We start from the raw sequence: 20,413 nt of genomic DNA, 5'->3' as shown, positions 1-20,413 counted from the left end.
ACTAGAATAGTTCCTCCATGTTGTCACATAATAAGGTCGACCTGAAAAAATCATGTCGACTTAAGACGAAATGGAGTGAAAAAATGGGTATTTTATCTGGGAATCAAAAAGAGCAACCATTACACTGTGGTGAAGTTTTTGCTATTTGGACTAATTTAACAACCAACCAAGGATTAATTGCTGCACACCAAACCTTTTATAATCACGCAGGAGATACAGATTTTAAAAAAATTCTTGAAGATTCCGTGGATGCCATGAAGGATGAAAACAAGTATTTGGAAAGAATTCTCAAGGAAAATGGCATTGGACTTCCACCTGCCCCTCCTGAGCGTCCTGTAGCTCAAGTGGAAAATATCCCACCAGGTGCAAAATTCAATGATCCTGAAATTGCAGCTGCGTTAGCAATCGATGGTGCAGCAGGATTAGTAGCCTGCAGTAAGGCAATGGGTATTTCTACAAGAGAAGACATAGCTACAATGTATGGTCAATTCCATATGAAAAAAGCTCAATTAGGTGCAAAATTATTGCAGTTAACGAAGGAAAAAGGTTGGTTAATCCTACCTCCACTTCATACAGATCATAGCTAACAAGAAAAGCGCAAGCGCCTAGGTCTGCCCCGGAAAATGGAGAAAAGCGAAGAGGCAGTTCCTCTGCTACCGCAAACTTTCTTGTTTTGCAACGAGTCCCTTTTATTCATTTGCCCCCGAGGGACAAGGCGATGGAGCTAGACAACAATTCATCTAAAGATTCGTAATTTAATAATTTTCTAACTAATAAAAAACTACCTCTTGGCACTCAAGAGATAGTTTTTTTAATTATTTCGCTTTGTTTTCATCGTCTCTTCTTCTTTGTTTTCCTTTTTTCCAAACAATTACGAGGAATACGATAAACAACAAATAAGAGATTACCATAGCGATTATATAAGCTGTATTTAAACCTTTGCGGTCTGTTACTTGAAAGACTTCCACAATTTCGCGATCTATAACTATGCGGTAGGAGCCGTCATCCGTGCTTCTAATTAAATCGGATTCAAAAATCCCTCTAACTTCCTTGTCTTCGCCGATCACTTTACTTGAAAGATCAATACGTTGAGTAGCACTAGTATTATTTACGACTATGATAAACGTTTCTTCACCTGATTCACGCTTATATACTGCATAACCATTTTCATTTTTTAGTACTTCTATGTCACCAGATCTAAGTGCAGCCGATTTATTGCGAATGGAGTTAACGTCTTGGATATATTCGATTAATTCTTCATCCACACGAAAATTCATGATTTGATGGCTTTCTTCTGGTACCTGACCGTTCATCGCAATTTCCGTTCCATATGTCATATAAGGAACTCCAGGTAATGTCAGTAGGGTTCCAATAGCAGTGCGAATACGCGTCGGAGGGAACATGTTTTCCAAAGCACTATGGTAAGTAAAACGTTCTGATACTAAATTATCAATTAAGAGTAAATCATTGGATTCAACAGAACTAATAACATCTGAAGGGTAATCCGTGTTTTTGAACGCATCTCTTAGTTCGACCATGCGTTGTTCTGAATAGTTGACATCAAAATTCGCATCGCTTTCCTCTAATGCTATAACGTACATTGGATTCCTTACTTCTTTTAATGCTGTAATCATTTCGTTTATAAATTCTGTAGGTGCGCCTTCTATTTCAGAAAGCTTCACTGCATCAATTTTGTACTTATTAGCAAAAGCTACAATCGTGTCTATAAGTTCTGTTTGTACTTCTGAATTTTCTAAATCTAGTTGTAGTACACCGTCTTTGGATATAATCCAATCTTGCTTGTCCTCTTCACTTGCCCAAGTATGCTGCGTACTATAGTTATTCAATGGAAATTCTATCATTAGTTTCATCTTTTGAGTATGTGTTTTCTCAATCAAAGCCTCTAATTCATCAGCTGTTCCAAAATGTTTTTCAATTTCATTAAAATCTAAAATTGCTTTACCATCATAGGATTCCGTTGAGAAAACTGGACCAATCGATAAAATCGTGAAGCCTAAATCACGTATATGATCCATTTTATCCATGATTCCTTTAAAGTCTCCACCAGCGAAAGCAAGATGATCTTTCGTATTAACATTGTAGTCATTAGCAACAGTGCTATTAAAATATCGATCAACATATAAGTCATAAATACTTTCATTTTGTATAGATGAATCAGCTTCTGCTTGAGCACTAAAAGCAGTTGTCATCCATAGGCTGCTGAAAAGTACAATACAAACAAGCCATTTTTTAAATTTCAAGGTAATCCTCCTCTACATCGGGTAAACATAAAATTGTCTTGTTTATTTATACCCTAAAACAAGACTTATCATCGTTAATTTTAACAAAGCTACGTTTCATTCGCTATGTTTTAAACAGAAATCGGTAGAAAATAAAAAAGTATTCGTCCAAACTGTGTCATATACTAAGTTGTTCTATTCTTCCTTTGACAACAAGATATAAAACCAAGTCGGAATCTATTCGTTTCCGGTCGGCTTTGGGATAGACTTTGGCCATATCATTATCGGATAAATTTCAGGAGTGTTGTCGTGACTACCGTCACGACAACACTCTAATTTCGGTAATCTTATGGCTTAATTCTCTCCGTCGCCTCCCTACAACTATTAGAAACGGAATAAAGGATTTTAGCTAATGAAGGAATAAATAACTTCTCTATTGGTCAAGTAGCTCGCGAAGATGTAATTTCGCGAGCTCTTCGCTTTTTTAAAGAATAATTCTTACTTATTTTTTGAAAGGGCTAATAAGAAGGATATGTATATCTTTAATGATAAACCATTAAATCTTTACTTCCTATTTTGAGGTATAAAAACCTTAAGCTGGTGCCTATTCGTTTCCGGTCGGCTTTGGGATAGACTTTGGCCATATCATTATCGGAGAAGTTTTAGGAGTGTTGTCGTGACTACCGTCACGACAACACTCTACTTTCGGTAATCTTATGGCTCGTCCCTATCCGTCACCTCCCTTCAACTATTAGAAACAGAATAAAGGCGTTTTAGCTAATGAAGGAATAACTAACTTTTCTATTGGTCAAGCAGCTCGCGAAGATGAAATTTCGCGAGCTCTATGCCTTTTTTTTAAAGAGTCATACTTGAGTTAATTTTATAAATAGCGTTTCAACAATGAAACACGAATATTATCTCTGTATTGATTGCAGCGGCAGGCGGCGACTCCTGTGGGATGAGTGAGACAGATAAGACATCACAACCATGCGCGTTAGCGATGGGTGATGGCTTATCGCTCACCCCACGGAAAGCGTCCGCCTAGAGCGAAAATCAATTCTACTTTACTCTTTAAAAAGCACATGATTTTAATTGGTTTATCTTTAATGTTCATATTCTTCTATAAAAATAGGAATTATGAAATTGATTCACTTACTTATTTTTTTCGAAAAGTTATTAGAAGTATATTACTTTATTTATTCAACCATTAAGTGGCTAGTTTGGCTGGCTATTATATGCGTTCTGAAGAACCGGCAGATGTTTCTGCAGATTATTCAAATTCATTCTTCCGATTATTGAAAAAGTCATAGAAAAATCTTACGTTTTCAAGCTCAGTCCATCTATTTGTTGTCAAAAGGGGTGCGTCAAGGTTATAAATCTTAGCATCTAGTGTTCCCAACATAAATGGAGAATGTGTCGCTATAATAAATTGACAGTCAAAAAACCTTGCGAGTTTATTGATTTCTTCTGCCAACTGAATTTGGTTTGTAGGAGAAAGAGAGGTTTCAGGTTCATCGAGCAAGTATAATCCGTTTGGGACAAGATATTCATCAAATATTTGCATGGATGTCTCACCGTTAGAATACTTCTCATTAGAAAAATTCATAATCTTCATTTGTTTGTACATCTGTGAAGAATGTTTCAACTCTTCCAATTGTTCCTTAGTATATCCCAACCTAGAGTGTTGGTACAGGTAACCTTCCTTAAGAACTGCCTCCTGCTGAATCTTCTTGATCTCATATAAAATATCTTCGCTTTTGACGTACAAACTATTATACGGTAGTTGATCTGACTCTCCGTCACTCTTATTTTCACCTAGCGCGTATGAACATTCTGATATGTAATCTAACGGGTACATGTTATGGCTATTATTTGTTATTTCCTCAGCCCCTGTAATTTTAAGCTTGTTTGCCATTAAATTTAATAGTGTGGACTTACCGGAACCATTGTTACCATACACTACTGTAATGTTATGAAAGACTAACACTTCTCCAGTTATTTTTTTTAACACATTGTATGGATATGCATTTGGATTATTGACTGTATGAGGAGAAAGCTTGAAGCTTTTCAGATAGATCATATGGGTTAACCTCCCTTTTGGAAAAATGAATAGCTATAATCAATATTATCATCTTTTTATTATTGCTCTAGAGGGTTGAATCTTAAATCAACCTTCATTTTCACCATAGCTTCTTAAAGGGACTATATAAATCATCACTTCAGATATGGGTAATAGCTTCTAGCTCACCATAAGGATAGCGTCTACCGAAGCAAAAATCTACCATCGCTCTTCCCTGTATCACAATGGGTATAAACTTTTTATTTAAATACAAAAAAACTCCCATGTAAACATGAGAGTTTTAATAATTACGCTAAGAAATTAATACCCATTGGAAGCTTGAATCCAAGGAACAAAGCGATAAAGAAGAATACAAATACTAATACAAGGAACGTCGTAAATGGTTTACCTTTTGCTTTTTTAACTAAAGTCATTTCCATCATACCAATTACAAGAATACCAGCTATAAACTTCAAGCCATACAGCATGCCTTCTCCATAATCCATCCCTTTGATGAATAAAGCAACTCCTGTAAGGATGATTAGCAAATAATCTAAACGTAAGATCATATGAACAACCTTTGAATTAGACATTGCTAGAGCAACAAAAAATAAAATTAATGCTACTACCCAAGTTGTTATGTGTAAGTGCGTACTTGCTAAGAAATCCATTGTTTCACCTCAACGTTAATTTTAATATATCTTTACTATACCACTTTTAAACTACCATTACTCAAACTTGTTTACAAGCGTTCCGATTCCTTCTATAGAAACTTTCACAATATCGCCTGATTTCAAGAATTTTGGAGGATTAAACCCTTTACCTACTCCAGCAGGTGTGCCTGTTAAAATGATATCTCCAGGCTCCAAGGTTACAATTTTTGATATCTCACAAATAATATTCTCAACAGAATAAATCATATCTGAAGTTACTCCGTTTTGACGGATTTCATCGTTTACTTTTGTAACGATCGTTAAGTCCTGCGGGTTTGGAATCTCATCCTTCGTCACGACATAAGGTCCCATCGGACATGACCAATCTAAACTTTTTCCTAAAAAGAACTGTTGGTGTTTCTTTTGTAGGTCTCGTGCTGTTATATCATTGGCAATTGTATATCCAAAGATATAATCATACGCAAGTTTGGATGGAATGTTTTTCCCTTCTTTTCCTATAACAATGGCAAGCTCTCCCTCGTAATCTAAGGAAGTAGTAACCTCTGAGTGAACTGGTAATGTTTGTTCATCTGCTGCAATTGTTGTTGGAGCCTTTGTAAATACAACAAAGTCCTCCGCTACCCCACCCATTTCCTTTGCATGATCCGCATAGTTTTTACCAATTGCCATTACATTTTTTGGTGTGCGAGGTATCGGTGATAGCCATTCAATTTCTGTAAATGAGCGTTTAAAACGATTTGGATCCTCTTCTTTTAAAGCTGTTTCTATTAAAACACGTATTTGTTCAATAAAATCCATCCCGAAGCTGACACCTTGGACGATAGTTGCAGGAAAATTAGGTAGCACTTGTAATTCTTCTTGAATAGTAAGTACATCCCATACTGCTTCTTCTTTTTTTACTTTTGGACCAAAATAAATTTTATCGTTTAATCGGTATGACAATAGCTTCATCTATAAACACTCCTCTAAAGAAATTTGAATCTATTAATATAGTCTATTACAAACTTTGTTTAATTTCATCTTTTTCGATCATATTTTCGAATAAGTCAGTTTTCTCCACAATAATTCGACGGGCCCTTGTTTGAACTTAGTAAACCAGATTTCTGCAAAAATCAATTGTATCACAAAGATACCTACTGCCATCCATGTTCCTGTCGCTATGTCGACCTTACCGTATAAACCAAAGCCATAACCATAGAATATAGTAGTTGCAAGAATAGATTGCATTAAATAAATGGTCATAGACATTCTTCCAGCTTTAGCAATTGGGGATAATAGTTTTTCTACTATAGGAATTGTACAAATCAATGCAAGGAAACCACCGTAAGCAATGGCTTGAAGAGGCCCACCAAAAGTGTCTTGTGCAGTCATTGTAAATAAATCATCACCTTGACTAAACGGTAACCACTTAATAGCAGTTCCTGCTGTCATCGCAATAATTACTGTAATGATCCAAAATAGCTTCAGCTCTCTCGCTCGCTCGATTAGTCTTAGCTTTGCAGCAGCCGAACCAAGCATTAAAAGCGGCAATATCGTACAAAGAATAAGTACAACATTTAGACCATAGCCTTGCATGTATAGCCAATCAGCTAACCTTTGTCCAAATACATCAAACCATGATCCTTGTGAATAGGCTACGGCCGATTCCTCTACCTTTTGAATTGCTGTATAAAGAACGGACTGGTCAGGAGCTAATTTTGTCATGAAGTAGACCAATCCAGTTAACAAGCCATTAGGTAGTAAATACAATAAAGCTGCAATTAGCATTAACCATAGAGGCTTTAACTTCATTAACACTATTAAACACAATCCGGCTAATGCATAGGTAATCAAAATGTCACCAGACCAGATCAGAAACGCATGAATACACCCAATTCCTAGTAGTATCAATAGCCTTCTTACTGCGAGGCGAGAAAAGGAGGTACCCTTTGACTCAGACTTCATAAATTGCATTGCTAATCCGTATCCGAATAGCATCGCAAACAGTGGATAGACACTGCCTTGTACGAAAATATCAATCCACTTATAGGCTTCTTGATCAGCTGGAGTTTGATACCAGTCATATGGATTCACATAAATATACGGGCCATGAAAAAATAGCATATTTACTACAAAGATCCCTAGTAAAGCACAGCCTCTCATTACATCGATAGAAATGATTCTTTCTTTTTCTTGCGTAGGTAAAATCACCAAACTTCCCCCTAAATAACTACTGTTTTATTTATATCAAATAGATATAATACTTTCTCTTTTATATCGACCTTCAAGATGTCTTCGATAGCCTTTTCATATAACGAAAGCTGTATTGCATATCTGTTTTTCATCTCTTGTAGTAAAAGATTCTCGTTGTTTTGTAAATGCTTTACTTTATCTGTTTTATAATCTAGCAGCACCCACTGACCATCATCTTCTTGGAATAAACAGTCTACAACCCCTTGGACAATCTGCTTATCGCCATCTTGATCAACTAAAGCATAGGTAAAAGGAAATTCTCTCATTACTTTTTTAGCAACTCTCAAACGTTCGGCCATTTCGGAATGAAAGAAAGGGACCATCTTTTGTGGATTAATCGCTTCTTTTTCAGCATTAGTAATGATTTCTCGTTCTTTTAGCCTCTCTGCAAATGCCAGTACTTGTTCTTCGGTCTTTCGTTCAGATAAATCTACATGCTGCATAAATGCATGGACAGCAGTACCTGCTTCTGCTCCCGTCAACTTCGTTCCTTCCTGTAAAAAGAAAGGACGCTTAGCCACTTTACTTTTTAAAGGAGTAGTAGTAGGGCCAAAGAACTCTTCATCATGGCGCTCGGACAATAATTGTAGTCGCTTCATCTCGCTCACTGACTGCTTAGAACGTTTATGAGTGGACCCCTCGAATTCGTAACGCGTATCAAAAATTTTCTTTATATCGTCTAGTACCGCAGTATTTTCTAGCTGCAGAAGTCCTTGAAGCGAAGTTTCCTCTTTTTTCTCTTCCTCCTGGTGAACTTTAAGTTCATCTATATGCTTAGCAACTATATTCCACTTGGAGGGACCCTCCACTATGTTTGCCTCGTTTATTTGAGATAGCTGACTATAATCCCGGTGTCGAGCAAGAGCAGGACCTATCCAATCCAAATATCCTTTCGCTTTCGCCCTTTTATAATCTGGGATCATCTCATCACTCATAAGTGTTTGAGAATCCTCCCATTTATCTAGGGTTTTTGCTAAGTCCTTTATAGTTGCTACTAAGAATAAGTGCTCTTTGGCACGAGTCATCGCCACATAGAGAACTCGCATTTCCTCTGCTTTTAGTTCCATTTGTTTCTTTTCTTTTACCGCTAGGAATGGAAGCGATGTAAAGGAAATACGTTTGATAGGGTCTATTGCCTTTACGGCAAGTCCAAAGTTTTGGTCAAATAAATATGACTCATTAAAGTCCATTTGGTTAAATGGTCTTCCCATACCTGCGAGGAACACTACAGGAAATTCCAGACCTTTAGAGGAATGGATGGTCATTAAGCGAACAACATTTTCTTTTTCACTAATAGATCTAGCTGCACCTAAATCGTCTCCACGCTTTCTCATCCGATCAATAAATCGTAAGAAACGGAACAATCCACGGAAGGATGTCTTTTCATAAGCAACTGCTCGGTCATGTAACACACGTAGGTTCGCTTGGCGCTGCTTTCCGTTGGGCATAGAGCCAACAATTTCATAATAATGGGTGTCCAAATAGATTTGCCATATTAAGTCTGCTAAAGAGCCTCTTCTACTAAGATCTCTCCAATCCTCAAATTGTAGCAGGAATCTTTGGAGCTTCTCTGCCGTCTCAGAGGATAAGCCTGCTCCACCACTTGAGACAAATAGCTTCAACGCTTCATAAAAGGATTCCTTCGGTGCAGCTAATCGTATAAGGGCAAGCTCTGATTCGGTTAAACCAACGAAAGGTGCTCGAAGAACAGAAGCTAATGAAATATCCTGGTAAGGATTATCAATGGTACGTAGGGTATGTAGCATGATGAGAACTTCTATCGCTTCAAAGTAGCCTTTGGAAAGCTCTGCATATAAAGGAATCCCAGCCTCTTTAAACTGTTCATTGACTTCCTGTGACCAGGTCATAGACCGCATGAGAATAACCATATCGCTATATTGTACTGGTCGTTCTTTCTTTTTCCATGGATCATACACTGAATGTCCGCTCGATATCATTTCTTTTATTTTTGAAATAATATAACGTGCCTCTGCTTGAGATTTTTTTAATTCCTCCTCGGCATCAACAGATGAAAAATCCTCCTCATCTGAATCTATCTCGGCACTTCCATCTTCCACTTCATATAACAAAGCAAGCTCTACCGCTGCGTCTTTGTCATCATATGGAGCTTGAGGCTTTAAGGAAGCAGCATCATCATAATCTATTTCTCCAACATTTTTACCCATAATTTGTTGGAAAATATAGTTCGTTCCATGGAGCACTTCTTGACGACTTCTGAAGTTTGCATTTAAATCAATTTTCACTCCAGATTCTAATGGCTCTTCATTAAATACGCGATACTTTCCAAGAAAAAGCATAGGCTCGGCAAGTCTGAATCTGTAAATAGATTGCTTTACATCTCCAACCATGAACATGTTCCCAGTTAATTCATCACCGCTTTTAACTAATTGAAGAATAGTTTCTTGGAGATTATTAGTATCCTGGTATTCATCCACGAGCACTTCTTTAAATCGCTCCTGATATTCCTTTGCGATAGCTGAAGGGACTAAATTTCCGTCCTCATCATGATCAGTGAGTATCTCTAAGGCATAATGCTCGAGGTCAGAAAAGTCTACTAGCCCTCTATCATTTTTTGCTGCAGTGTATCTTTCTCCATAAGAAATAGCAAGATTTACTAATGTTTTTAAGTGAGGAGCCATTAATCTCATCTCTTCTAAAAGTCGTTCAGGTGTGCGCGTAAAATATTTATCCTTGAGATCGTTGACTACCTTTTTAGCCTTATTTCTCTTAGTCGTAGCCTTCTTTTTCAGCTCTTCATCACAGGAATCCTTTCGGATGGAGGCAGCTTTCCCCCATTTTAAACCTTGGAAGTAATAGTACGCGTCCTGCCAGCTCCCCATCTTCAGTAAGCGTATGGCTTCCTGTATAAGTTGTTGATCATTTTTAGCCGTGTCTTCGAGTGGAGCAGGGCCATCAGGAAGATTCGCAAGCTTTCGAATATCCTCTGCCAGCGCCATCGCTTCCTCCAGCTGATAAATTATTGCGAGCTTTAATGGGTCGATGAATGGCAGTTCATCTATCGTCATGTCACTGTCTAGCTCATAAGCTTCCGGGATAGCTAGTAGCCATTTCTTTGGCTCTGGATGCACACGAGCATACGTATATAACTTATCGATCATCACTTCAATCGATTGATCATCTCGATCGGAGGTGAAGCTGTCGGATAATAGATACATAGCTTCTGGATTTTCTGTCTGGTACGCTTCTTCTAGGATGTCTGCAAGTACATCGTCGCGCAGAAGAGCTGCCTCTGTGTCATCTGCTATTCGAAAGCCCGGATCGATTGTAAGCATATAGGAATACTGACGCACAATGTTTAAACAAAAGGAGTGCAAGGTGGAAATCTGTGCTTTGTTTAACAACGTCAGCTGCTTTCTTAAATGATTTGAGTTAGGGTCCAAGGCAATCGCTTTTTCCAATGCCTCTCTCATTCGATGACGCATTTCTGCTGCTGAAGCATTTGTGAATGTAACGACTAGCAATTCATCTACGTTTATTGGATTTTCCTTTGCAATCACTTTTTGTATAAGTCGATCGATGAGCACAGCTGTTTTACCAGAACCTGCAGCGGCAGCTACGAGCACATCTGAACCAGTTGCCCAGATTGCCTTCCACTGCGCTGGTGTCCAAGTTAAGTCATCAGGCATCTTAGGAATCTTCATTTGTACTCATCTCCTTTTGTATCTTGTCCGCTATAATATCTGGTTTATCTACTTTTAACACTCGCACCTTTTGCTCCGGATCCTGCGGGTCAAATTGACAAACGCTCCTATATGAGCAAAATTGGCAAGGCATCTTATCCTTCATGACATATGGATATACTCTCGTGTCACCTGCGTTCATGCCGTTCCCAGCCTGTTCATGCTTTTTACGGACAAAGGTTTGAAGAAGTTTCATTTGATTTGGTTCTACAACTTTTGAGGAGGATTTGGAAAGGCTGCCGTCCTTATTCATCCGGACAGGAATTACCTTCGAAAATCCATCTATTTGCTCGTCCATCTCTGTAATCACTTCTGGATCCGATAACAACAGTCCATTCATTTTATAGGATTTATATATGGAATCCTGTAGCTCCTCATCCTCTAATTCCTTCTCGCTTTGAATAAACGGATTATGCATATGAACATAAAGTACACCAGCAGGCTCTGCTTCTTCCTGGAGCCATATTTTAGCATTTTCTACAGCAACGTCTAAGTACGTTAACAATTGTAAGGAAATACCGTGATACACTTCATTGAGATCAAGACCCTTTTTGGAGGACTTATAGTCAATGATACGCATGAACATATTGCCATTTACATTCGCTGCGTCCACTCGGTCAATTCTTCCACGCAATTGCATCTTACGTCTATGTTTTAATGGTATCTCTAGAGGTGGCAATTGTTCGCCTGGACCAAAGCCTGCCTCGATAGCAATTGGTACGAAGCCCGATACTTTGGAATGTCTGCTTAATGCCACTAACGTATTTCCAACGATTTGCTCTAATTTTCTTTGAATATAACGATAACGATTTGTACTCAACAATAGTTGGTGTACAAAAATTGGTACGATATGGTCGACTGCCTGCTTGGCAAGCTGCATGCATTGTGCTCTAGTCAACTGTCCCCACGTTAAATCTAAGCGAGAGGTTTCATCTGAAATCCATTTCATTGCAGCATGAAAAAGATCTCCCATAGCCGGTGCCTCTAAGCGATATTCTGAACGCTCCTCTAGCTTTAACCCATAACCAGCAAAGTGGGCAAACGGACAGCTATAATACTTTTCAACCCTTGAAACACTGGAATTAATCGTTTCTCCGTATAAAGCAGCCGTTATATTCGAGGATAGAAGGTCTGTTTTGTTTCCACGCAGCATTGGGCGAATAATTCGCTTAATAAGCGTTGACCAATAAGGATCCTCCATATAATACTGATACACAGCCTGCCATTCATCTGACAACTCTCCAGACTGTAAAGCCTGTCGTAACTGCATCGACAGGTAAGCAAGAGTCGTTCTCGGGTGGCTGATTAACGTCATACTAAAGCTAGGGTCCTTTATATCAGAAGGGTCGATTACCGCTATTTCTAGTGGTACCCCTCCTACAAGCTGTTGGAGTTTACTAATATACATGGAAGGCAACTGAGCCTTCCCTTCACTATCGGCAATAGCATAGGAAACATACAAATAGTGAGAAGGCGTAGCAAAGGCTTTATACGTCAAGTAATTTTCATCGAGCAATCTCATTCGAGAAGTCGGTGCTAGCTCGAAGCCTACTTGTGCGAACCACTCACGCTCCGTATCCGACAGCAAGCCCTCGTGATCGATTCTTTTTGGAAACACACCATCGTTCACTCCAACTACAAAAACCGCTTTTATATTTGTCAGACGCGCAGTATCCACGTTTCCAACAATCACCTGATCAATCGATGGAGGAATGCGAGAAAACTCTAACTGGTCATAGCCCTCGTCAAGGATTTTCATAGTCTCTTCGAGAGACATTTCCTTCTCTCCGAACATTAGAACAAATTGGTCTAGCACATCGACCCATTCATTCCATGCTTGGTCATGCTCTGTAGCCAGCAACAGCTGTCCGCTTTCCTCCTCCACTTCTTTAAGATTTTGCAGTTTTTCGTACACCTGTAATGATTCCATAAAGGTATAGAGCGCAATAGCTATATCTTTTCCTGTATTACATTCCTCCAGGGCATCTGCCAGATTCTTTATCGGCTGGATAAGAATATCTCTCGCAGCATGAATATCAGCCTGAATACTAAGCTCTTCATCCGTTTGTACCTTTGAATAGAATTCTAGGCCTCTATACTTTTTGTACACCCATCTTCGACTATCAAACCATCTATCCCCGTATATACCAAAGGACAGTACGAAATTCTCTAAACGATCTGCTCGCTCTCTCCACATCGTTTTAGGTGCATCGATCGGGAAGAAAAGATCCGTTTTAATCGCTCGGAACATCGGCTCATATTTCCAATCAGATTGAATAATTTCTAAAACTGTTCTGCTGAGCTCGATCAGAGGATGGTGAAGCATAGATTTCTTTTTACTTATGAAAAATGGGATTTCATATTGGGGAAAGGTTGTCTCTATTAGCCCTTCATAACTTTCAGTATCCCGGTGTAATATTGCCATTTCGTTATAGCGGACATTTTTAAAATGAGCTAAATCTCTAATTTGTCTAGCAACCGCATGAATCTCGGCGCGTCTATTCATTGCCTCCGTTAGCCTTAGTGCTCCGTTAGACATAATTTGAGAAGCTGGTATTTGATCGAAATTAGCTTCAATATGAGCAAGCTCTTCTGCTACGAACCGTCTTTGATCTTTAAAATGCATCGTTTCCTCTACCTGAACGTGTTCAGTCTGAGCCATTTCAATTAATCTAGCAGCTGTATTAGCAGGCTGGAAGAAAAGAGATTGCTCATCATAGGCATCTGAAAGACTCTCCATCGGCAGTGCAATAGATAGTCTCTTCACCTTTTTCATCAATGCTTGAATAATTTCTAGCTCTCGAGCAGTAAAGGAGGTGAACCCATCAATATAAATTTCTGAGGTTTCCAATAGATAGGAGTCCTTAATATTATTTGCGAGTATTGTTAAATACCCTTCTCCGTCTACATAGCTTGTCCCTAGCCTTTGTTCGATTAAATCAAGCATCATCATAATATCCGAGGATTTATCTAATAATGTTTGAGGGGCATCGACAGCCTTTAAGCTGCTAAAGGCATTGCTCATCGAAGAGGAGTCCACACAATAACGACTAAATTCCTTCAATAGCACTTCTATTTGGTCAGTGAACCCCCGTTTAGTAGATGCACGCTTAAACAAAGTAAATTCGTCCTTGTTGTCCTCTAATAAGCTACGAATAAGCATACGATAGCCAAAGCCACTAATTTCTTCTTTAGCTATACCACCTGTTTCTTGAAGAACACGCCAAGCAAGCCGTTTAAATGTACTCACTTGGGCGCGAATAATTCCAGTTACCCCTGAATCAGCGGCCATGTCATATTCACTGGAAAATGACATTTGGTCAGGTACTATATAAAAAATCGGATCTCCGAATGGAGCCGCATCTACTGATTGAACAATTTCTTGTTGTATAAACTTTGTCTTACCGGATCCAGACCGACCACTAATAATTCGTAATGACAAGCTAAACAAGCTCCTTTCCATAAAAAAAACGAATAATCTCCTACTCTCTATTGTACAAAACATAGTCAAGTGAGGGAAATTATTCGGACGTAAAATTGAAGGTGGCATCTGCCAATGGAAGGTATTTGAATTTAACCTCTCCAATAACTTCATCTTTATCTATAAAATGAAAATACCGACTGTCTAGACTGGCAATTCGATTATCTCCAAGTACAAAAAGCTTGCCTTTCGGTACCGTATTACTGCCAGTTAATTCAAGTAAATTAAAGTCTTCGGTAAAATGTTCATCTGGATTTTTATAAGCAAGATTACTTTCTAGAAATGGCTCCTTTATCTGTTTTTCGTTCACAAATAGCTCATCATTTTCATACCGGATTGTGTCTCCCGGCAACCCAATGACACGCTTTACAAAGTCTTCCTCTCCATTGTTAAAAATGATGACGTCCATACGGTTGATTGGAGAGATTTTACTAATTAATACCCTATCCTTATCCGCAAGGGTTGGCATCATCGACTTACCACTAACTTCATAATTTGTTACAAGAAACATTCTAACTACGACTACAATAGCTATAGCGATAGTTATGGCAATGACCCATTCCATTGTCTCCTGCTTAAATTTACTCAAATGTCTCTCCTCTTTTTCTCTTTCTTTTTATATTGACCCCACTTATGTCTTCTTCTACTCTCTTTTCAATTCTTTTTTCCACACGCTTTCCAATAAACCATAAGATAGCAATAATTAGGATAACAATTGCAGTTCGAACCGGTTGTGTAACAAGCGCTTTAAGATCTGAGCCGATAAAGCTAACGACAAAAATCATAATGAGCTTTCCTGAGGCTACAGTCCATAAATACGTATGTTTTTTTATATTCGATAACCCTGCTACGATATTAACCAGAGCAGATGGAGTAAAAGGGAAACAGATCAATAGGAATAGTGGTCCAAAACCATTCCTCTCTACCCATAATATTAATTTTTGTATTCTTTCATGCCTAGTTATAAAACCTAAAACTCTGGCCCGTCCATATTTACGAATAACTAAAAATACAGTATAAGCTCCAACAAAGGAACCAACCCATGATAATAAAAATCCAAACAATAAACCATAAGCAGCTACATTAGCAACGATAAAAACCACTAATGGTAAAAATGGCAGAAAGGCTTCCAGAAAGGGCAGAAAAATGCCGATAATCGGGCCAAGTGTCCGATATTCTTTTGTTAAATCAGTAAGTGTCTCAAACGATAACCAATCTGGCATGTCTCTCTCCTCCGCCTATGTATATTTATACTTTCCCCTTTTATTGTATACATAAAACTATATTCTTATAGTATAATTTTTTCATTATGTAAAAAGGATGTGAATATTTTGTGAATAGATCTTTCGCTAGCGGGATGCGGGATGGACTAAGTATCGCTATTGGTTATTTTCCCGTAGCTCTCACCTTTGGCCTATTAGCAAAAACCTCAGGATTGTCTCTTCTGGAGGCAACCGCCATGAGCATATTTGTCTACGCTGGAGCAGCCCAATATATGTCCTTAACGCTTATTACAAAAGGGGTAGACCCTATATTAATTGTATTAAATACTTTTGTAGTAAATATCCGTCACTTTCTTATGACGGCATCACTCAATGAAAAGATGCAAAGCGAGAAACGATGGATAAAAGGAATTTATGCATTTGGGATAACGGACGAAGCCTTTTCGGTTCTTGCTACTAAAAAAGGCGAGAAAATTTCCACCCCGTTTGCATTTGGTGTCGTGATTATTGCCTATAGTAGCTGGGTTGTCTTCACTGCAATTGGTCATGCGATTGGTGCAAACCTCCCTGCTTTTTTAAAAGCAGCGATGGCTATAGCTTTATATGCCATGTTCATAGGATTACTAGTCCCGTCTATGAAGGATAACCGAAAAGTAGTCATGCTAGCCCTCATTTCTGCTGTGATTAATGCTTTTTTTTACTGGACTAGCTTACTTTCTACTGGATGGGCTATATTAGTCGCAACACTTGCTTCTTCTATTCTAGTTGAAATCATCTATGCAAGAAAACAAAAAAGCTTGCCAAAAGGAGTGTTATAAATTGGGTAGTTGGTATTGGTGGATGCTTTTTGGTATGGCAGTTGTTACTTACATTCCTCGAGCATTTCCTTTAACATTTTTAGAAGGCAAGGAACTGCCACCTGTTATTTCAGGTATATTACGTAATATCCCTTTTGCTGTTTTAGGGGCATTAATATTTCCAGCAGTTTTATACATACAAGAAGGCGATATTTTATTTGGTTTTATAGGTGCAATCATTGCTTTTACTCTCGCCTTTTTATTTCAAAATGTGATGGTAGTAGTCCTTGGAACAGTTGGTTTTTTAGCAGTTTATAGCCTCTTTATATAAAGGGGTTAATTTCTTCAAAAAATTCATTTTATTAAACATGCATTTTACGAATTATGATAGAGTGGCAGCGACGTCTGATAGCTTATCGTTCACCGACGAATGCCTCCTCGTAGAGTACAAAACTTTATATTTTTAATAATTCTCTCTTAATTGTCCGTGACTTTAATAAATTTGTAATTTAAATAAGCTTTGTTGAAGTTATTGGTTGATTTTGACTCACAATTCTTTTTTATAGTGACTGTAAACATAAACAAAGGAACTTTCAAATGGCTAGTAAGAACATAAAAAGATGATGAATTTGGGGTTGGTGACAGTTTTTTAGCTTTGATTATGCGAGTAAACTTATTCGCGCTTTATCGATAAAGGAAAGCCATTCCCATTTATTGATTGGAGCGCCAGACGGCGACTCCTACGGGATGAGTGAGACAGATAAGACATCACAACCACGCGCGTAAGCGATGGGTGATGGCTTATCGCTCACCCCGAGGAAAGCGTCCGGCTGGGGCGGAAATCAATTCTACTTTCTGATTTATAGATTTCTTTGCATCATAAATCAACCCTACTCTTTAACATAGCCTTTATTAAAAACTCTTTTACGAATTATTGATCGAGGGGAAGCGATGACGGATAAGTTATAGCTCATCCATGAATGCTTCCTCCTAGCGTATAAAACTATATTATTTATTATTTTTTCGAACCCTTCAAAAATTTATATTTAATTAATCAATTAAGTAGTTCAAATTACCCTAATTTTGAAAACCTCTTGACTGTTATGTTTTTATTGTTTAAAGTTTAAAACAATTCTTACAACAATTAAATAGCACATCACTTTCTTATCTAGAGAAACCGAGGGATCAGGCCCTATGACGTTTCGGCAACAGGTTCAAATCTTTGAATACTGTGCCAACTCCTGCAAGCGCAATGCTTGAAAGATGAGAAAAGTTGGCTTTTTCGTAAATTCTGGAGAGCTTTCTTTTTCTTATCGTTTTTAGATAAGAACAAGGAAGCTCTCTTTTTCTCGTGATAGAAAGGTAGATGACTATCTTTTGTCTGTAACGAACCAATGATGTATGAGGAGGTAATTTGAATGATCGAGTTTAAAAATGTTTCCAAGACCTTTCGTCTTGGCAAGCGGGAGGTGCATGCAGTAAAAGATGTTTCTCTAAAAATAAAAGAAGGTGAGATATTTGGCATCATAGGATTTAGTGGTGCGGGAAAGAGTACGCTGCTCCGACTAGTTAATATGCTGGAACGTCCTTCTGCAGGCTCTGTATTTATTCAGAATATCGATGTTAAATCATTGACTTCCAAACAGTTACGAGCAAGACGAAGAAATATTGGAATGATTTTTCAAAACTTTAACTTGTTCCACTCTCGAACAGTTGGCGGAAATATAGCTTACCCTCTAAAGCTAGCGGGCTTGAGTAAAAATGAAATTACAAAAAGAGTGACTGAACTACTTAGCTTTGTCGGACTTTCTGATAAGGAAAAGGATTACCCTAGTCAATTATCTGGAGGACAGAAACAGCGCGTTGGCATTGCTCGAGCTCTTGCAACATCACCTGATATTCTCATTTGCGATGAAGCAACTTCTGCATTGGATCCCGAAACTACTGCAGAAATTCTTCGCTTACTTAAAAAGGTGAATAAGGAATTTGGAATTACCATTTTGTTAATCACACATGAAATGCACGTCATTCAGTCCATTTGCGATCGAGTAGCTGTAATGGAAAATGGAGAGGTTATTGAATCAGGAGACGTATTCGATGTATTTACTGATCCACAGCATCTTACCTCTCAGCGCTTTATACGATCTGTACAACAGGATCTACCTTCTCCACAAATTTTAGAGGATTGGCGTTCTCGAGGAGGCAACGGCTTTTATCGAGTAATCTTCAAGGGCGACGTAACAAATAAAGCCATTTTATCTCAAATAACTCAGAAGCATCGCATTCATTTCAATATTGTTTATGGTTCTATACGAGAGTTACAGGAAAGGCTTTTTGGAGATTTAATCGTGTCTTTTGAAGGCGACACGGTGGCAATACAAAGTGCCATTAATGAGCTAGAGACAATCGTTGACATTCAGGAGGTGGCAAAGCATGAAAGTTGATTGGAGTACTTTCTGGCCAAGGATTGTAGAAGCTACTGGGGAAACCATTATTATGGTTATTGCCACTTTAGTATTTGGTTCTATTTTAGGAATAACGATAGGTCTTCTATTATTCGTAACACGAGAAAGAAACATTTTAGAAAACAAAATTGTTTTTCAAGTGTTGAACATATTAATCAATATTATTCGACCAATCCCATTTATCATCTTTTTAGTGGCCATCTCTCAGCTCACTAGATTTGTAATGGGAACAACTATTGGAACTGCAGCCGCCATTTTCCCAATGACGATTGTCGCCAGCTTTTCTATAGCTCGAGTTGTGGAAAATAACTTAGTTAGCATTGATCCCGGGGTGATAGAAGCAGCACAAGCGATGGGTGCAAGTCCTTTACGAATTATATTTACCGTTTTAATACCTGAAGCTCTTGGACCTCTTATTCTCGGCTTAACTTTTATAACTGTTAGCTTAATAGACTTTTCTGCTGTAGCAGGGACAGTCGGCGGAGGCGGACTAGGCCATGTAGCAATGACCTATGGATATCAGCGATTTGAGGGAAGTGTTATGCTCGTAACCGTTGTTATACTCATCGTTTTAGTACAGCTTGCCCAGTGGTTAGGAAATGCATTATCTAAAAAATTCATCAGACGATAAGGAGAATAGATATGAAAAAAATTAGTTTATTAATAATTGCTCTTCTAGCAGCAGTAGTCTTAGCAGCTTGTAACGACTCTTCCGCTGCTTCAGACAAAGATACGGTTAAAGTGAAAATTGGAGTGAATGGATCAGATGGTGCCCAGTGGCCAGTTTTAAAGGAAAAAGCAGCAAAAGAAGGAATTGAAATCGAGTTAATCGAGTTTGCAGACTACACTTTACCCAATAATGCTTTAGCACAGGGAGATATCGATTTAAATGCCTTCCAACATATTTCTTTCCTATCCCAATATGTAAAGGAAAGTGGTAATGACCTTGTTCCGATCGGTTCAACGATGTTTGCACCACTTGGCGTTTATTCCGAAAAAATCAAAGACATTAGCGAAATTAAAAAAGGCGATAAAATTGCAATTCCAGATGATCCATCTAACCAGGCTCGTGCACTTCGTTTGTTAGAGTCTGCAGATTTAATCACTCTTTCAGATAGCTTCGGCCTATTTGGAGACCCAAGTGGCATTGTAGAGAACCCATTGAACCTAGACATCATCCCAATGGTTGCACAGCAAACACCACGAGTGTTACCTGACGTTACTGCTTCTATCATTAATAACGGCGTTGCCGGTCAAGCTGGCTTCTCTCCTGGTGAGGACCCTATATTTAAAGAAGAAGGAAAGGATGAATCCATCTATCCTTATGTCAACACAATAGTAGCCCGTGGAGAAGATAAAAATAACGAAACATACACACGTATTGTCGAATTATATCAAGAAGAAGATATCCAAAAAGTTATCACCGAGGATACAAAAGGCGGATCCGCTTTAGTTATTTTAACGCAAGAACAACTAGATAAAACATTTGAAGATCTAATCAAATAAAAAAAATTGGAGGA

General features: G+C 38.3%; 15 protein-coding genes and 1 riboswitch. Of the genes, 6 read left to right on the top strand and 9 right to left on the bottom strand.

The window, feature by feature from the left end; all coding sequences use genetic code 11:
* The first annotated feature begins 83 nt into the window (after positions 1 to 83).
* A complete protein-coding gene (locus NSQ95_RS05090; protein ID WP_340884624.1) occupies positions 84 to 587 on the top strand; it encodes a DUF3231 family protein in 504 nt (167 codons plus the stop codon).
* 228 nt (positions 588 to 815) lie between these two features.
* Here the strand turns inward: NSQ95_RS05090 and NSQ95_RS05085 are convergent, their stop codons facing one another.
* The 9 genes from NSQ95_RS05085 to NSQ95_RS05045 all read right to left on the bottom strand — a co-directional run bounded on the left by NSQ95_RS05085 (position 816) and on the right by NSQ95_RS05045 (position 15,631).
* A complete protein-coding gene (locus NSQ95_RS05085; protein WP_340884627.1) occupies positions 816 to 2,261 on the bottom strand; it encodes an alpha-amylase family glycosyl hydrolase in 1,446 nt (481 codons plus the stop codon).
* Positions 2,262 to 3,510: 1,249 nt separating this feature from the next.
* Positions 3,511 to 4,320, bottom strand: a complete 810-nt coding sequence (locus tag NSQ95_RS05080; RefSeq protein ID WP_342560446.1) for an AAA family ATPase — start codon at positions 4,318 to 4,320, stop codon at positions 3,511 to 3,513.
* 287 nt (positions 4,321 to 4,607) lie between these two features.
* Entirely contained in the window at positions 4,608 to 4,970 is a 363-nt protein-coding gene (locus NSQ95_RS05075) for a YisL family protein (protein WP_342560445.1), read from the bottom strand.
* 57 nt (positions 4,971 to 5,027) lie between these two features.
* Positions 5,028 to 5,924: a fumarylacetoacetate hydrolase family protein gene (locus tag NSQ95_RS05070; protein ID WP_342560444.1), complete on the bottom strand. Its 897-nt coding sequence runs from the start codon at positions 5,922 to 5,924 to the stop codon at positions 5,028 to 5,030.
* 78 nt (positions 5,925 to 6,002) lie between these two features.
* A complete protein-coding gene (locus NSQ95_RS05065; RefSeq protein ID WP_342560443.1) occupies positions 6,003 to 7,163 on the bottom strand; it encodes a DUF418 domain-containing protein in 1,161 nt (386 codons plus the stop codon).
* Between the two features lie 11 nt (positions 7,164 to 7,174).
* Entirely contained in the window at positions 7,175 to 10,888 is a 3,714-nt protein-coding gene (addA, locus tag NSQ95_RS05060) for a helicase-exonuclease AddAB subunit AddA (RefSeq protein ID WP_342560442.1), read from the bottom strand.
* Entirely contained in the window at positions 10,875 to 14,369 is a 3,495-nt protein-coding gene (addB, locus tag NSQ95_RS05055; protein ID WP_340884643.1) for a helicase-exonuclease AddAB subunit AddB, read from the bottom strand. The genes addA and addB overlap by 14 nt, the downstream gene beginning before the upstream one ends.
* A gap of 79 nt (positions 14,370 to 14,448) precedes the next feature.
* Positions 14,449 to 14,997, bottom strand: coding sequence for a signal peptidase I (gene lepB, locus NSQ95_RS05050; RefSeq protein WP_340884645.1), 549 nt, complete (start codon positions 14,995 to 14,997; stop codon positions 14,449 to 14,451).
* Entirely contained in the window at positions 14,990 to 15,631 is a 642-nt protein-coding gene (locus tag NSQ95_RS05045) for a TVP38/TMEM64 family protein (RefSeq protein ID WP_340884648.1), read from the bottom strand. Before NSQ95_RS05045 ends, lepB begins: the two co-directional genes overlap by 8 nt.
* Before the next feature lie 134 nt (positions 15,632 to 15,765).
* Between NSQ95_RS05045 and NSQ95_RS05040 the strand changes: the two genes are divergently transcribed.
* From NSQ95_RS05040 to NSQ95_RS05020, 5 genes are all read left to right on the top strand, one after another.
* Positions 15,766 to 16,449 (top strand): AzlC family ABC transporter permease, encoded by a 684-nt coding sequence (locus NSQ95_RS05040; RefSeq protein WP_340886060.1) that lies wholly within the window; start codon positions 15,766 to 15,768, stop codon positions 16,447 to 16,449.
* A gap of 1 nt (position 16,450) precedes the next feature.
* Positions 16,451 to 16,759 (top strand): AzlD domain-containing protein, encoded by a 309-nt coding sequence (locus NSQ95_RS05035; protein WP_340884650.1) that lies wholly within the window; start codon positions 16,451 to 16,453, stop codon positions 16,757 to 16,759.
* 830 nt (positions 16,760 to 17,589) lie between these two features.
* Positions 17,590 to 17,698, top strand: a riboswitch (SAM riboswitch).
* Between the two features lie 148 nt (positions 17,699 to 17,846).
* Positions 17,847 to 18,872, top strand: coding sequence for an ATP-binding cassette domain-containing protein (locus NSQ95_RS05030; RefSeq protein WP_342560441.1), 1,026 nt, complete (start codon positions 17,847 to 17,849; stop codon positions 18,870 to 18,872).
* Positions 18,862 to 19,524: a methionine ABC transporter permease gene (locus NSQ95_RS05025; protein WP_342560440.1), complete on the top strand. Its 663-nt coding sequence runs from the start codon at positions 18,862 to 18,864 to the stop codon at positions 19,522 to 19,524. The genes NSQ95_RS05030 and NSQ95_RS05025 overlap by 11 nt, the downstream gene beginning before the upstream one ends.
* Positions 19,525 to 19,535: 11 nt before the next feature.
* Complete coding sequence (locus tag NSQ95_RS05020) at positions 19,536 to 20,399, top strand: MetQ/NlpA family ABC transporter substrate-binding protein (RefSeq protein ID WP_342560439.1); 864 nt, start codon at positions 19,536 to 19,538, stop codon at positions 20,397 to 20,399.
* The last annotated feature ends 14 nt before the right edge of the window (positions 20,400 to 20,413 follow it).

The sequence above is a fragment of the Psychrobacillus sp. FSL W7-1457 genome (genome assembly GCF_038593405.1).
Taxonomy (GTDB): domain Bacteria; phylum Bacillota; class Bacilli; order Bacillales_A; family Planococcaceae; genus Psychrobacillus.
The sequence above is the reverse complement of the archived record's forward strand: the minus strand, read 5'-3'. Positions and strand labels throughout refer to the sequence as shown.